The organism is Streptomyces sp. NPDC002125, assembly GCF_053593715.1.
This window is the reverse complement of record NZ_JBSFDD010000012.1, coordinates 150,099-165,042: the sequence shown is the minus strand read 5'-3', so window position 1 is coordinate 165,042 and position 14,944 is coordinate 150,099. Positions and strand designations below refer to the sequence as shown.

At 71.1% G+C, this 14,944-nt stretch carries 14 protein-coding genes; 7 read left to right on the top strand and 7 right to left on the bottom strand.

Features of this window, described 5'->3' with window-relative positions:
* Positions 1-57 precede the first annotated feature (57 nt).
* Positions 58-735, bottom strand: coding sequence for an HAD family hydrolase (locus ACWCQM_RS21745; protein ID WP_450916816.1), 678 nt, complete (start codon positions 733-735; stop codon positions 58-60).
* The gene (locus ACWCQM_RS21740; RefSeq protein ID WP_450916815.1) at positions 732-1,652 is read right to left on the bottom strand and encodes a pseudouridine-5'-phosphate glycosidase; all 921 of its coding nucleotides are present in this window, start codon (positions 1,650-1,652) and stop codon (positions 732-734) included. Before ACWCQM_RS21740 ends, ACWCQM_RS21745 begins: the two co-directional genes overlap by 4 nt.
* 198 nt (positions 1,653-1,850) lie before the next feature.
* Between ACWCQM_RS21740 and ACWCQM_RS21735 the strand changes: the two genes are divergently transcribed.
* Complete coding sequence (locus ACWCQM_RS21735; RefSeq protein ID WP_450916814.1) at positions 1,851-2,885, top strand: DUF6081 family protein; 1,035 nt, start codon at positions 1,851-1,853, stop codon at positions 2,883-2,885.
* A gap of 178 nt (positions 2,886-3,063) precedes the next feature.
* Here the strand turns inward: ACWCQM_RS21735 and ACWCQM_RS21730 are convergent, their stop codons facing one another.
* The 3 genes from ACWCQM_RS21730 to ACWCQM_RS21720 form a co-directional block, all read right to left on the bottom strand.
* Entirely contained in the window at positions 3,064-3,888 is an 825-nt protein-coding gene (locus tag ACWCQM_RS21730) for an AfsR/SARP family transcriptional regulator (RefSeq protein WP_450916813.1), read from the bottom strand.
* Between the two features lie 348 nt (positions 3,889-4,236).
* A complete protein-coding gene (locus tag ACWCQM_RS21725; protein WP_450916812.1) occupies positions 4,237-4,803 on the bottom strand; it encodes a hypothetical protein in 567 nt (188 codons plus the stop codon).
* Positions 4,804-4,960: 157 nt separating this feature from the next.
* Positions 4,961-6,481, bottom strand: coding sequence for an MFS transporter (locus tag ACWCQM_RS21720; protein WP_450916811.1), 1,521 nt, complete (start codon positions 6,479-6,481; stop codon positions 4,961-4,963).
* 88 nt (positions 6,482-6,569) lie between these two features.
* On the opposite strand from ACWCQM_RS21720, the gene ACWCQM_RS21715 reads away from it, so the two are divergent.
* Positions 6,570-7,073, top strand: coding sequence for a MarR family winged helix-turn-helix transcriptional regulator (locus ACWCQM_RS21715; RefSeq protein ID WP_450916810.1), 504 nt, complete (start codon positions 6,570-6,572; stop codon positions 7,071-7,073).
* 7 nt (positions 7,074-7,080) lie between these two features.
* Here the strand turns inward: ACWCQM_RS21715 and ACWCQM_RS21710 are convergent, their stop codons facing one another.
* Positions 7,081-7,686: a response regulator gene (locus ACWCQM_RS21710; protein WP_450916809.1), complete on the bottom strand. Its 606-nt coding sequence runs from the start codon at positions 7,684-7,686 to the stop codon at positions 7,081-7,083.
* A gap of 270 nt (positions 7,687-7,956) precedes the next feature.
* On the opposite strand from ACWCQM_RS21710, the gene ACWCQM_RS21705 reads away from it, so the two are divergent.
* The 5 genes from ACWCQM_RS21705 (at position 7,957) to ACWCQM_RS21685 (ending at position 14,168) form a co-directional block, all read left to right on the top strand.
* Positions 7,957-8,964: a beta-ketoacyl-ACP synthase III gene (locus ACWCQM_RS21705; RefSeq protein ID WP_450916808.1), complete on the top strand. Its 1,008-nt coding sequence runs from the start codon at positions 7,957-7,959 to the stop codon at positions 8,962-8,964.
* On the top strand, positions 8,961-9,494 hold the full coding sequence (locus tag ACWCQM_RS21700; protein ID WP_450916807.1) for a flavin reductase family protein: 534 nt from the start codon (positions 8,961-8,963) through the stop codon (positions 9,492-9,494). Before ACWCQM_RS21705 ends, ACWCQM_RS21700 begins: the two co-directional genes overlap by 4 nt.
* 358 nt (positions 9,495-9,852) lie before the next feature.
* Positions 9,853-11,241, top strand: coding sequence for a dihydropyrimidinase (gene hydA, locus ACWCQM_RS21695; RefSeq protein WP_450916806.1), 1,389 nt, complete (start codon positions 9,853-9,855; stop codon positions 11,239-11,241).
* A 287-nt stretch (positions 11,242-11,528) separates the two neighbouring features.
* A complete protein-coding gene (locus ACWCQM_RS21690; RefSeq protein ID WP_450916805.1) occupies positions 11,529-12,530 on the top strand; it encodes a TIGR03842 family LLM class F420-dependent oxidoreductase in 1,002 nt (333 codons plus the stop codon).
* Between the two features lie 84 nt (positions 12,531-12,614).
* Positions 12,615-14,168, top strand: coding sequence for an NCS1 family nucleobase:cation symporter-1 (locus ACWCQM_RS21685; RefSeq protein ID WP_450916804.1), 1,554 nt, complete (start codon positions 12,615-12,617; stop codon positions 14,166-14,168).
* On the opposite strand, the gene ACWCQM_RS21680 is transcribed toward ACWCQM_RS21685, so the two are convergent.
* Positions 14,131-14,892 (bottom strand): hypothetical protein, encoded by a 762-nt coding sequence (locus ACWCQM_RS21680; protein ID WP_450916803.1) that lies wholly within the window; start codon positions 14,890-14,892, stop codon positions 14,131-14,133. The genes ACWCQM_RS21685 and ACWCQM_RS21680 overlap by 38 nt on opposite strands.
* Between the last annotated feature and the right edge of the window lie 52 nt (positions 14,893-14,944).

Below are 14,944 nucleotides of genomic sequence, written 5' to 3'. Positions count from 1 at the left end.
GAGCCGCCCCTTTCCTCGTGGGATTCGGTTGCGCGGGGCCCGGTTCCCGGTGCGCGGTCACCTGTGGCCCTCCAGTACGGCGGACACCGCCGCGGGGAAGGAGTCCACGACCGTGCCGGCCCCGGCCCGCTTCAGTTCCTCCGGGGCGGAGACGCCGTACGAGACGCCGATGACGCCCATCCCGGCGGCCCGCCCCATCTCGGCGTCGGGCACCCCGTCGCCGATCACCACACACCTCCCGGGCGGCAGCCCCAGCAACCCCGCGACGTACAGGGCCATGTCCGGAGCCGGTTTGCCGTGCGGCACGCTGTCGTCGCCCGCGACGGCCGCCAGCCAGGCGTCCAGGCCGGTGATCGCCGCGATGGCGTGCGCGGCCTTCTCCACCTTCGAGGTCGCCAGGGCCAGCCCGAAGCCCGCCCGGGACAGCCGCTCCAGGCCGTCGAGGACACCGGGGTAGAGCAACCCCGGTCCCGTCTCCCGCACATGGGCGCCGAACCGCTTCCCGTACTCCTCGGTCGCCTCGGTGACCCTGGGGTCGTCGACGGGCAGGCCCATCAGACCGGCCAGGGACGCCGGCAGCGGGCGTCCGACCGTGGCCAGGACCGCCTCGTGGGAGACCCGGGTGCCGGACGCCGCCAGGACCTCGGTCGTGATGGCGGCGATGGCCGAGGGGGTGTCGGCGAGCGTCCCGTCCAGGTCCAGGATCACCCCGCCGGCCGCCGCGGGAGCGGTCACCGCTCGGCCTGTACGGCGCTCAGGGCGACGGAGAACTCCCCGGCGACCCGGGCGGTGCTCAGCAGCAGCGAGCGGCCGGCCCTGGGCATCAGCCCGTCCGACGCCTTGGCCAGCGCCTTCATCAGGTACGGGCTGACCGCGTTGCCCACGACACCGTCCCGGTCGCACCGGTCGAGGGCGTCGGCGATGGCCGCCTCGACCAGCGCGCCGTCCACCGCGTCCGCTTCGTCGATGGGGCTGGTGAGCAGGACCGTGCCCGGCCCGTTCACCTGCCAGTGCGCCTCGGCCGCACGGGCGGCGGTGCGCAGGTCGTCCATCCGCGTCACGGGCACCTCGGCCTCGCGCACCACGAAGGCCGGGAGCCTGTCGGTGCGGTAGCCGAACACCGGGATGCCCGCGGTCTCCAGGTACTCCGCGGTCAGCCGGTGGTCGAGGATGCTCTTGGCCCCGCCCGACACCACGGTCATCCGGGTGCGGCGGAACTGGAGCAGATCGGGGGAGATGTCGAGGGTGTCCTGGCCCCGCCGGTGCACCCCGCCGATGCCCGCGGTGGTGAACACCTGGATGCCGGCGCGCTCGGCGATCACGATGGTGCCCGCCACCGTGGTGGCGCCCAGTCCGCCGCCCGCCAGCGCGGCGCCGATGTCCCGCGAGCTGATCTTCGGAATGCCCTTGGTGGTCGCGAAACGCTCGATGAGGGTGTCCGTCAGACCGACGACCAGCTTCCCTCCGGCGATTCCGATGGTGGCCGGTACCGCTCCCGCGTCCCGCACCGCCTTCTCGATCAGCGAGGCGGTCTCGGACGAGGGGTCGGTGGTGATGAGCGACGATTCCAGTGCCACCACCGGACGGTGCTCCGCCAGAGCGGTGGCGATCTCCTCGCTCACCTCGAGCAGCGGATCGGGCTGTCGTTCCATGTCCGGGGTCCTTCCTGACAGGGGGGAACTGACTCGGTGCCACCATCGGCGCCCGCGCTGGAGCGCCGGTCGAGCAGCCGTCGAAGCCGGCGCAGTAGCCGTACTCCAGGGAAAATCCGGCCCCGGCGGCCACGGTGACGCGCCAGGACACCGACGACACAGGGGGCAGTAGTGGCACGGCGAAGAGCAGGACGCGGAGTGGCGTACGCGCTGGTGGCCGGAGCGGCGGTGGCGGCGCTGCTGCCGGCCACCACCGCGCAGTCGGCGGCGAGCACACGGGGACCGCAGGTCCTCTTCCAGGACCGGTACGACAGCGGGTTCAGCACCGGTGAGGACGGCAACTGGATGGTCCTCGGCGACGCCGAATGGCCCGAGGGGGACGCGGTCGTCACCACCTCCGGAGGTGTGCTCGACGTCGTACCCACCGGTGTCAACCCGAAGACCGGCGACCCGGCGTACGCGCGCAGCGTGGGACCGGAGGGCGCGGAGGGCGCGGACGACCACATCAAGTGGATCGCCTTCCCCAACCGCTACACGGCCGAGGGCGTCCCGGGCTTCGACGTCCCCGCCACCGGCTCCATCAGCTGCGCGCACCGGGTGGCGGGCCGGACCTTCGGCACCGAGAACCCGTTCGGAGCCACCGTCGAGGACCCGGCGTCCGACATACGGCTGGCCTCCATCGCGCTCATCACCGCCGACTTCGAGTCGCAGGCCATCGCCGACTTCTCGGTGACCAACGACACGATCTACGCCATCTACGAGCGCCTGCCGAGCGAGACCGCCGACTACGCCTCGTACGGCTACGCGATACCGGTCGGCACCACCCGGCCGGGACGGATGCACGACCTGGAGGTACGCATCGACCAGGGCGGCAAGCGGGTCGGCTGGTACGTGGACGGGGTGCGGAAGCTCGGCACCGACAGGATCGGCACACGGGCCTTCGACCGGAAGTACATGACGCTCGACCACGGTGGCACGGAGGAGAGACTGACGCTCGATCAGATCACCTGCGGGATGGCCCTCGGCAGCCTGCTGGACGGGGCGAAGCCGGGCGTGAGCGACGGCACCGCCCTGGTCAGGCTCAAGGACAGGCAGGACTTCTACTTCGACCCGCGCCGCGGCGAGCCCGTGGAGCAGACGTTCCTCGACGAGGAGAGCCTCCCCGGGAACCGGCTCTTCGGCCAGGGGGCGCAGATACGGCTCGACACCACCCAGGTGATCGTCAGGCCCTGAGTGCCCACCCGCCGGCCGGCGGGGGACGAAGGAGCGGAACCGCCTGCCCGGCGGTTCCGCTCCTTCCCGTGCGTCTCATCCTCTCCGCGGGTCCCGCCGCCGCACCGGCGGGACCCGCGGAGAGGGGTGCCCGGCAGGGCGCCGGCATTCCGGCGCCCTGCCGGGCGGGGGAGCGGGTCTACGGGCGGGTCAGGTCCAGTTCGTAGGCGTGTCCCGCGTGGGAGTTCGAGAGCGGGCGGTCCTGACTCCCGTTCAGCACCTGCTGGTGCAGCGTTCTGATCCGGCCGGACGGCTCGACGCCGAGCTCGCCGACGAGGGTGGTGCGCAACTGCTGGTAGACCTCCAGGGCCCGCCAGGTGTGCCCGGAGCGGTACAGCGCGATCATCAGCTGCGCGTGGAAGGTCTCGTGCAGCGGATGCCGGGCCGCCAGCGTGCGCAGCTCCCCGATGAGTTCGGAGTGCCGGCCGAGCCGCAGATCGGCCTCCACCCGTAGTTCGATCGCCCTTGCCCTGGCCTCCTCGATGCCAAGGATCTCGGTGGCGAGGACGCTTCCGGTCGGTACGTCCACGAGTGCCGGCCCCTGCCACAGACCGAGCGCGCTGCCCAGCAGTTCGGCGGCGCGGCCCGCCTCGCCCCGCTCCAGGGCGGCGCTGCCCTGTGCGGTGAGGCGCTGGAAGTCCCCCGCGTCGCACCTGCCGACCGGCTCGCTCAGCTGGTAGCCGCCGAACCGCGTGGACAGGACGTCCTTGGCCGCCGGCCGCCGTGAGCCGGGGCGTGCGGCGTCGATCCTGCGACGGAGCTGGAGGATGTAGGTCTGCAGCGTGGTCTGGGCGCTGCGGGGTATCCGGTCTCCCCAGATCTCCTCCATCAGGACGGGTACGGGGACGATCCGTCCTGCCCTGAGCGCGAGAAGCGCCAGTATCTGGCGGGGTTTGCCGGCACTCGGAACTATTGATGTGCCGTCGAGGCGTACGTCGAGCGGTCCTAATATTTCGATGTCCATAGCTAGGCCCCCTGTTCGGAAATGCCAACCGGAGCCTTGCAGAGGCGGGTGAATCCTCACAGTGAATCCGTCATGAATGTACCCGTTAATTATTCACGTGTGGCCCGATGGTCGTTCGGGTTGAGCTGTTTCCAGCCAATCGAAGAATGCCGCACCGAACCGGTCCCTGGTATTCGCAGGGCCTCAAGTGTGAAATATGACACCCCTGCGCGTGACTGGGAAGGGGGATGTAACGTTAATTTTTCGGAGGAGGGAGCCGGACGAAAAGAAAGCCCCCGCTCCGATTACGGTGCGGGGGCTTCCGTGGCGTTCTGGCTGGTCCGAAGCGGCAGGGGTGAATCGGAAGCGTCAGTTCCGGCGGCAGTCCACATGGCTGATCTGCTTCCAGCTCTGACCGGGGAAGCGAATGTAGGCATCGTCCGTGAAGCGGTCCGCGTCGACGATGCGGAACTCGTCCTTGCTGTCGGCGTGACCGGCGGGTGTGACATACGGGCCCTGGAAGCGGATCATGCCGGACTTCCAGCCGTGCGACACCGCGTGGCCGGTATTGCCCCAGGTGTCCCAGTAGAAGGTGAGGAACTCGTCGTCGATGGCGTTCCTGCCGAACACCCAGCGCCCCTCGAAACGAGGAGTGCTGCCGGTCAGGACCATTTCGTAGAATGCGTCGTCAAGGGTCTTCGCGGTCTTCCACCCCACCGTGACCGTGGTCGGTTCGGGAAGGGTGATGTCGGTGTAGGCGCAGCTGAAGTCGCCGAGCAGGAAGTCCAGATTGGTGAGCGGTCCCGCGCCCGTCCGGGGGCCGGCCGTGGACGGCTGTCCCCAGGCGGCCATCGACCCCGTCGCGACGAGTGCGAGCGCACCGGCGAGCGCGGCGAGTGAGCGGCGGCCGGATCTCTTGGCGGGTGAAGCGGGCATTGGTGTGTCCTCTCGTGGAAGCCGATGTGCGGCTCACCGTCGCGGAGCGTGCTCGAGAGGTGGTCGAGGGAGCGCGGACAGCCCGGTGCCCCGCCGCGAGCGCTCGCGGCGGGGCACGGGTGGCAGAGGTTCCTGCCGGCCGGTAGGTACGTCGGGGTCAGGCCCCCGGCGGGGCGACCCCGGTCGGCACGGCCGCTCCGGGCCGGTCGCCAGCCTCGTCGTCCTCGTCGTCCTCGTCGGATTCGAGCTCGCTCATGTCGACCCGGCCCGGAGGCAGGACGAAGGCGAGCAGCCCGGCGAGTACGTAGAGCCCGACGACCGTCAGCAGCCCGGTCACCGCGGAGTCGACGGGGGAGTGGTGGTCCTCCAGCAGGGTGAAGTAGACGGTGCCCACGATCGCGACACCGGTCGCCGCGCCGACCTGGATGGCCGTGTTGACCAGCGAGGAGGCGGCTCCCGACGACGACTTGGGCATCTTCGCCAGCACGATCGTCAGCAGGGTCCCGGCCACCATGGCGAGGCCGACACCGGAGATCACCATGCCGGGGACCAGGTGCCACCACTCCAGCGATCCGGACCAGTGGTCGACGGTCCAGGTCACGATGCCCATGCCCACGGCGATGACCGCGCAGCCCAGGAGCACGACCTTGCGGCCGAGGGGCATCAGCTGGGGAGCGATGGCCGATCCGATTCCCACGCCCACGGTGAAGGTGGCCAGCGCCACCGCCGTACGCAGCGGGGAGTAGCCCTCGGCCGTCTGGAGGTGGACCGTCAGCACCACCTGGTAGGCCATGCCGCAGAAGAACAGGACGGCGACCAGCAGTCCGCCCACCGAGCTGCGGTGGCGCAGGAGTTCCGGGTCGATGATCGGGGACTCGCCCCGGGCGGCCACCCGGCGCTCGTAGACGGCGAAGAGCCAGAGGAGGACCGGGCAGGCGACCATCAGGGCGAAGGTCCACCACGGCCAGCCCAGTTCCCGTCCCTGGACGAGCGGATAGAGCAGGCTGACCAGTCCCGCGGTCGCGAGCAGGGTGCCGCGGATGTCGAAGGACTCCCGGGCGTCGGCGCGCGACTCCCGGGTGAGGTAGGCGGCGGCGGCGAGCGCGATCAGGCCGACCGGCACGTTGATGTAGAACACCGGCCGCCAGCCCAGGTCGAACAGGTCTGCCTGGAGCAGGATGCCGCCGAGCAGCGGGCCGCCGATGCCTCCGACGGCGAGCGACATCCCGTAGAGCGACATCGCCTTGGGCCGCTCGGACTTGGGGAAGTCGACCTGGAGCATCGCCAGGACCTGGGGCACCATCAGGGCCGCCGCGACGCCCTGGAGGACACGGGCGATGATGAGCATCTCCGCGTTGACGGCGGCGCCCGCCAGCGCCGAGGTGGCGACGAAGGCGCCGAGGCCGATCAGGTAGATGCGGCGACGGCCCAGCTGGTCGCCGAGCCGGGCGCCGGTGATCATCGCGGCCGCGAAGGCCAGCGTGTATCCGGCCACGGACCATTCCAGCTGCGAGGACGAGGCGTCCAGGTCGCGCTGCACCGCGGGCAGCGCGACGTTGAGGACGGTGTTGTCCACCATGTCCATGAAGACGGCGAACAGGGTCACGGCCAGCGTGGCCCACCGCTTCGGGCTGTACTGCGGCGGCGGTGGTGATACGGCCAGATGTTCCACCGTCATGGGTCGGCCCTCCGGTAGGCTCGAGCTGCAGGGGAGAGTGGAGCGAATAGCTTTGCTTTCAAAACAAAGCTATTCCGGGGGGTGTGTCATGTCAAGCGCCGACCGGACCGGAGCCGACCCCTCGCACGACCTCGGGGTCGACGACGGGGTCCGCACGCTGCTGCTGCTGATGCCGCGCGTCGTCGCCCGTACCAAGCGCACACCGGTGCCGCCGCAGCTGGAGAAGTACAACCTCGCGCCGCGCCACCTGTCGCTGCTGGCCTATCTGTACTTCGACGGACCGCTCTCCGTCACCGAGCTCGCGACCCGCCTGGAGGTCGCGCCTGCCACCGTCAGCCTGCTCGTGGGCGAGCTGAACGGCTACGGCGTGGTCGACCGCGACAGCGACCCGGCCGACCGGCGCCGCAGGATCGTCGGCATCTCCGGGGAGTACGTGGAGGCGGTGCGCGGCTGGCTGGGGAACGGCGTGCGGGCCTGGCGTACCGCCCTCGAACCGCTGAGTCCCGCCGAGCGCAGGACGTTCATCGACACCCTCAGGGTGTACGAGCGCGCGCTCACGGACGAGCGGGAGGGCCGGGGCGACGCCGGCTGACCCGGGGTCAGATGAGGCGGTTCTCCTGCGCGATGCGCACCGCGTCCACCCGGTTGCGCGCGCCGAGCTTGCGGCCGATCGCCGTGAGGTGGTTGCGGACCGTTCCGGTGCTCAGATGCAGCTCCCGGGCGATGTTCTGCACGTCCTCGCCGCCGGCGGTGAGGCGCAGGATCGTCGCCTCGCGGGGCGTCAGCCTGGGTAACGGTCTGTCCCAGGACGAGAGGGTGAGCTGCGGATCTATGACCCGCTGCCCGGCCACCACCTTGCGGATCGCCCGGGCCAGATCGCTCGGCAGCGCGTCCTTGAGCAGATAACCGTCGACCTCGACCCCGAGCGCCCGCAGCAGGGTCGCCGTGGCGGGGTGCCCCGTGATGATCAGAAGCCGGCAGGAGGGCAGGCACGAGCGGATTTTCGCCACCGCCTCCAGCCCGTCGGTGCCGGGAAGGTCGATGTCGATCACCGCGACGTCGGGGCGGAACTCCAGCACGGTCAGGAGGATGTCCTCCGCGCGGCCGGCCTCCGCCACGACGTGGAAGTCCTGCTCCATCTGCAACAGGGCCACCAGGGCCCCGCGCAGCATGGGTACGTGCTCAGCGATGATCAGCCGTATCACAGTGGCTCCCCCCGGACGAAGGTCAGTGTACGTCGAACGGCCTTGCGACACAGGGTTGTTCCTGCTGGCCGGAGTGTCGTCGGACGGTACCCGTCCGACGCCCGCGGCGCACTGCGTCCGGGGCATTCCACGAGCCCCTCGGCGCACTGCGCCCAGGGCCTCCCACGAGCCCTGAGCGGGGTTCGAGGACTTCTCCACCGCCCGCCCCGACGCTGGGCCCGGCAGGGCGTCCGGACCGCGGCGCCGGAGCCGAGAGGGAGGAAGACGGCTATGCCATGGACCATCAGCACGGCCGGGACGCGCCACAGCGCGCTGCTCGGGATCGGCGGATACCGGCCGCGCCGGGTGGTCGGCAACGCGGAGATCTGCCGGCTCATCGACTCCAGCGAGGAGTGGATCGAGACCCGCAGCGGCATCGTCGAGCGGCGCTTCGCCGCCCCCGACGAGAGCCTGCCGGTGATGGCGGCGGCGGCGGCCGAGAAGGCCCTGGCCCAGGCGGGCACTCCGCCCGCCGATGTCGACCTCGTCCTGGTGGCGAGCATGTCCAACCTCGTGCAGACCCCGCCGCTCGCCGTGCGCGTGGCCCACGAGCTGGGCGCACGGGCGGCAGCCGCCCTCGACCTCTCCGGCGCCTGCGCCGGCTTCTGCCACGCGCTCGCCCTGGCGTCCGACGCGGTCAGGGCGGGCAGCGCGCGCCGGGTCCTGGTCGTCGGGGCCGAACGCATGACGGACATCGTGGAGCCCACCGACCGCACCATCTCCTTCCTCTTCGCGGACGGTGCGGGCGCGGCCGTCGTCGGCGACTCCGCCGCACCGGGCATCGGCCCCGTCGTACGGCGGGCGGACGGCGCTCACGGCGACGCCCTGCGGATGACCGCACCCTGGGCAGGCCCCGGCACCACCTCCGCAGGCCCGGGGGAGCGGCCCTGGATGCGGATGGACGGCCGTCGCGTCTTCCGGTGGGCCATGGACGAGGTCGCCCCGGCCGCGGCACGGGCGCTGGAGGAGGCCGGCACGGCACCGGGCGAGCTCGACGCCTTCGTGCCGCACCAGGCGAACCTCCGGATGATCGACCTCATGTCCGAGCGGCTGGGCCTGACCGGCAGAACCGCGGTGGCACGCGACGTGACACGCTCCGGGAACACCTCCGCGGCCTCCGTGCCGCTCGCCCTGGAGTCGATGCTCGCCTCCCAGCAGGTCTCCTCGGGCGACACCGCCCTCCTCGTGGGCTTCGGGGCGGGACTCAACTACGCCGCGCAGGTGGTGGTCCTGCCGTGAACCGCACCGACCGGGGGAGTACCGCGGCACCGGAGTCCCCGCCGGCCGGCGAGGACTTCCGCGCCGCCATGGCCCGGCTCGCGGGCGGGGTCGTCGTCGTCACCACATGGGACGCCGAAGGAGCCCCGCGCGGGTTCACCGCCACCTCGTTCTGTTCCGTCTCCATGGACCCCCCGCTGGTGCTCGTGTGCCTGGCCAGGACATCGAGTTCGTACCAGGTGTTCAGCGAGTGCCAGGGCTTCGCCGTCAGTCTCCTGCGCGACGATCAGAGCGCGCTGGCCACCCGGTTCGCCCGCTCCGGCGGGGACAAGTTCCGCAGCGAGGACACCGCGCCCACCCCGCGGCTGTTCCCCGCCGTCGCGGGCGCGCTCGCGGTCCTGGACTGCGCGGTGCACGCCCGTCACCCGGCCGGGGACCACATCATCCTGGTCGGCGCCGTCCGGCACGTCCTGCCCGGCCGGGGCGACCCCCTCGTCTACTACGACCGGGGCTTCCGGCAGCTGCGTCGGTCCGCCCACCCCGGCGCCTGACGCGCGCCCGGCGTCCGCGCCGGAGTACGCCCCGTGTTCACACGGGAGCCCGGACCCCGGGACACCGCGACGGCGCCCCCTTCCCAAGGAGCGGGAAGCGGTCCAGGATTGGCCCCCTCGCGATGTCGGCGCACGGCGTCGTGGGACACGGACCGGCGCGGCTCCGTGTGGAAGGATCTGCCGGAGCGCGCCACTCGGGGCGGCGCCCGCACCGCCCGCCCGGGCGTGCCCGCGCACCCCCGGGGGCGGCCCGAACGGCAGCCCGCCCGGTCCCCGGACGGACTCCCGGTGCGCCGAGGAGACCGGCCGGGCCGGTCGGTCCGGGCGGTCTGCGTACCGACGCGAATGGAGACGAGTTGTGACACGCACTCTGATCACCGGCGGCCTGGTCATCACCGCATCCGACGAACTCCACGTGGACGTGCTCGTCGACGGCGGACGCGTCGTCGCCCTCGCCACTCCGGAGAGCCACGGGTGGACCGCCGACACAGTTATCGACGCGACGGGCAAGTACGTGATCCCCGGGGGCGTCGACGCCCACACCCACATGGAGATGCCGTTCGGCGGGACCTACGCCGCCGACACCTTCGAGACCGGGACCCGGGCCGCGGCGTGGGGCGGCACCACCACCATCGTGGACTTCGCCATCCAGAGCATGGGCCGCTCGCCGCGTGAAGGGCTCGACGCCTGGCACGCCAAGGCCGACGGCAACTGCGCCATCGACTACGGCTTCCACATGATCCTCTCCGATGTGAACGAGTCCTCGCTCAAGGAGATGGACCGTCTGGTCGCCGAGGGCATCACCTCGTTCAAGCTCTTCATGGCCTACCCGGGCGTCTTCTACAGCGACGACGGCCAGATCCTCCGCGCCATGCAGCGGGCCTCCGGCAACGGCGGCCTGATCATGATGCACGCCGAGAACGGCATCGCCATCGACGTCCTGGTCGAGCAGGCACTCGCCGAGGGCCGCACCGACCCGCGCTACCACGGTGACGTGCGCAAGGTGGCCCTGGAGGCCGAGGCCACGCACCGCGCCGTCCAGCTCGCCCGGGTCGCGGGGGCGCCACTCTATGTCGTGCACGTCTCCGCGGACGAGGCCGTCGCCGAGATCGCGAGCGCCCGCCACAAGGGACTCCCGGTGTTCGGCGAGACCTGTCCGCAGTACCTCTTCCTCTCCACGGACAACCTCGCCGAGCCGGACTTCGAAGGCGCGAAGTACGTCTGCTCGACCCCGCTGCGCCCCCGGGAGCACCAGGAGGCGCTCTGGCGCGGGCTGCGCAACAACGAGCTCCAGGTCGTGTCCACCGACCACTGCCCGTTCTGCTTCTCCGGCCAGAAGGAGCTGGGCCGGGGCGACTTCTCCAAGATCCCCAACGGCATGCCGGGCGTGGAGAACAGGCTGGACCTCCTCCACCAGGCTGTCGTGGACGGCCACATCACCCGCAGGCGCTGGATCGAGATCGCCTGCGCCTCCCCGGCCAGGATGTTCGGGCTCTACCCGAAGAAGGGCACCATCGCCCCCGGAGCCGACGCCGACATCGTGGTCTACGACCCGGGCGCGGAGCAGACGATCTCCGCCGAGACGCACCACATGAACGTCGACTACTCCGCCTACGAGGGCAAGAGGGTGACGGGACGGGTGGAGACGGTGCTGTCACGCGGGGTCCCGGTCATCAAGGACCGCGCGTACGTGGGGCACGCGGGCCACGGGACGTATCTGCCGCGGGGTCTCAGCCAGTACCTGTGACGCCCACGGGCTCCTCCCCGGGCAGCGCCTGAGCCCGTGCCGCGCTCCCCGGGGCGTTTCTGATCACCCGTCGGGCGACTCGGAAGGTCCTTGCCCGATGCTCCCCCGTACGCGAATGCTTCGCGCGTAGACTCCCCCTTCCCAAAGGCCGGGAAGCGGTCCAGGATTGTCCCCCCGCCCGGGTGCGCCGGCTGTCCGGCGTACGCGGGGGGCGGATCGACGCCGCTCCGGGCACGGCATCGGCACCCGCGCGCCATGTGTCAGTACTTCGAACAGGAGCATCTGTCATGGATTTCGGACTCGTCCTCCAGACCGACCCGCCCGCCTCCGCCGTCGTGGGACTCATGCGCCGGGCGGAGCGCAACGGCTTCCGCTACGGCTGGACCTTCGACTCGGCCGTGCTGTGGCAGGAGCCCTTCGTCATCTACAGCCGGATCCTGGAGCACACCGAGCGGATGACCGTCGGGCCGATGGTGACCAACCCGGGCACCCGCACCTGGGAGGTCACCGCCTCCACCTTCGCCACCCTCAACGACATGTACGGCAACCGCACCGTCTGCGGCATCGGGCGCGGCGACTCCGCGATGCGGGTGGCCGGGCGCAAGCCCAACACCCTGGCCAGGCTGGGCGAGGCCATCGACGTGATCCGCGACCTCGCCGAGGGGCGCGAGGCCACCGTCGACGGCCAGCCCGTCCAGATCCCCTGGGTCAAGAACGGCAGCCTGCCCGTCTGGATGGCCGCGTACGGGCCCAAGGCCCTCGCGCTGGCCGGGCAGAAGGCCGACGGCTTCATCCTCCAGCTGGCCGACCCCTACCTCACCGAGTGGATGGTCAAGGCGGTACGCGACGCCGCGGCCGAGGCCGGGCGCGACCCGGACTCCGTGACCATCTGCGTTGCCGCACCCGCCTATGTGGGCGAGGACCTGGACCACGCCCGCGAGCAGTGCCGCTGGTTCGGCGGCATGGTCGGCAACCACGTCGCGGACCTCGTCTCGCGGTACGGGGAGCACTCCGGCCTGGTGCCCGAGGCCCTCACGGAGTACATCGCGGGGCGTTCCGGATACGACTACAGCCATCACGGCCGCGCAGGGAACCCGGACACGGCCTTCGTCCCCGACGAGATCGTCGACCGGTTCTGCCTGCTGGGACCCGCCGAGGCCCATGTCGAGAAGCTCCAGGTCCTGCGGGACCTGGGCGTCGACCAGTTCGCCGTCTACAACATGCACGACGCGCGGGAGGCGACGATCGACGCCTACGGCTCGACGGTCATCCCCGCGCTCTCCGCCTGACCCCTCCCGCATCCGGCAGGTGGTCCGGGCACCACACGCCCACGCCCCGCACGGCACCTCTCCCGAGCGAAGGGTCAAGCCAGGATGACCGCTACCGTCCCTCCCGTCCCACCGTCCACCCCGGGGGAGCCGATACCCGACCCCTCGGGCCGGATCGGGCTCGCCCCCGGTTCCGTTCCCGACGACTCACGCTTCGTCAACGACGACCTTCTGCCGGTCCCGCTGGAGCGGCGCACCTGGACGACGTACAACTTCGCGGCCCTGTGGATCGGGATGGCCCACAACATCCCCTCCTGGCTGCTCGCCTCCGGGCTCGTCGCGCTCGGCATGGACTGGAAGCAGGCCGTGCTGACGATCGCGCTGGCCAACCTGATCGTGCTGGCCCCGATGCTGCTGACCGGGCACGCGGGTCCCAAGTACGGCATTCCGTTCCCCGTCCTGGCCCGTGCCTCCTTCGGGCTGCGCGGCGCCAACCTGCCTGCGCTGATCAGGGCGGCCGTCGCCTGCGCGTGGTTCGGCATCCAGACGTGGATCGGCGGCGTCGGCATCTTCACGCTGCTGGGCAAGATCTTCGGCGGCTGGGCGCAGGCCGGTGAGATCGGCGGGCAGCCCTGGACGCTCTGGCTCTGCTTCGTGCTCTTCTGGGCACTGGAACTCGCCATCATCTACCGGGGCATGGACACCCTGCGCCGCTTCGAGAACTGGGCGGCGCCCTTCGTCCTCGTCGGCGCGGTCGTCCTGCTGGTCTGGATGGCCTCCAGGGCCGGCGGGTTCGGCCCGCTCCTGGACCAGCCGTCGGCCCTCGGCTGGGGCGCGGACTTCTGGCCGGTCTTCTTCCCCTCGCTCATGGGCATGATCGCCTTCTGGTCCACGCTCTCCCTGAACATCCCCGACTTCACCCGCTTCGGCGCCGGCCAACGCGCCCAGGTTCGAGGCCAGTCGCTGGGGCTGCCGACCACGATGACATTCTTCGCGCTGCTCTCCGTCTTCGTCACCTCCGGCTCGCAGGCGGTGTACGGGGAGGCCATCTGGGACCCGGTCCAGCTCGTCGCGAAGACCGACAACGTCTTCGGGCTGCTCTTCGGGCTGATCACCGTGCTGGTCGCGACCATCTCCGTGAACATCGCGGCGAACGTCGTCTCACCGGCGTACGACCTGGCCAATCTGGCGCCGAAGCTCATCAACTTCCGTACAGGCGCGCTGATCACCGGTGTCGTCGGTGTCCTGATCATGCCGTGGAAGCTCACCGAGACGCCCGAGCTGTACATCTTCACCTGGCTGGGCCTCGTCGGCGGTCTGCTCGGCACGGTGGCCGGCATCCTGATCGCCGACTACTGGATCATCCGCCGCACCGTCCTCCACCTCCCGGACCTCTATCTGCCGGGCGGCCGCTACTGGTACACCCACGGATGGAACTGGCGTGCCGTGGCCGCCTTCGTGGCCGGCGGCGTCCTCGCGGTGGGCGGTTCCCACTCCGCCCCGGGCAAGGGGCCGTTCCCGGCCGACGGTCTGATCCCCTTCCTGAAGCCGCTGGCGGACTACGGCTGGGCGGTCGGGCTGGCCACGTCGCTGGTGCTGTACGCCCTGCTGAGCTCCGGCGTCAGGACTGGGACGGAGCCCGGCCGAGCACGGCGCTGACGTCCACCGTGTCGTCGGCGGGCGGAGTGGCCGTGGGCACCGGCTTGTCGAAGCCGGAGAAGTCCACGGCCGCGTCCGCCCCGTCGCCCGCCACGGTGATCCGGACCGGCAGGTGCTCGCCCTCCGTGTCCACGTACGCCGTCAGCCTCTGATCGTGCACGGTCCGCGTGACCGGGACCGTGCGCACGCCGTCGACCGTCGTCACCTTCCCCTTGGTGAACGTCCCGGTGGCCGTGCCGGAGTTGTCGGAGACCAGCTCGCGGAAGGTGTCCAGATCGCACGCCTGGACGACGGGGCCCAGCCTGGAGTCCGAGGCCTCGCCCTTCATGAACCGCCCGGCGAGTACGGCGTCGAAGGCGGCGCCGCCGATCGGCACCTGGTTCTTCCAGAAGTCCGCGTCCGGTTTCAGCCAGACCGCGTCGCCCCGTTTGATGATCTCGACGGAGCCCTGGTCGGTGCCGAGGTCCACGGAGCCCGCGCAGTTGCCGTCCCGGTCCAGGGTGAGATCGACCGTCATCGGCGTCCGGTCCTTCCCCAGGTCCCCCTGGGCGCGCAGATGAACGGACCGTACGTCGAGCAGCGCCTCGCGTGAGCGGTCGGCGATCTGCTCGGCGGGGAGCGACTCGATGTCGTCGTCCGCGTGGGCCGCCGTGCCACCGGCGACGGCGAGCACGACGACCGAAGCGCAGGCGGCGGCGCGAGCGGCTGTGCGCTGTTTCGTCACGGCGCCTCCTCGGAAACATCCCTGGTCAGGGCCTTGGCGGGCGGGGTTCACC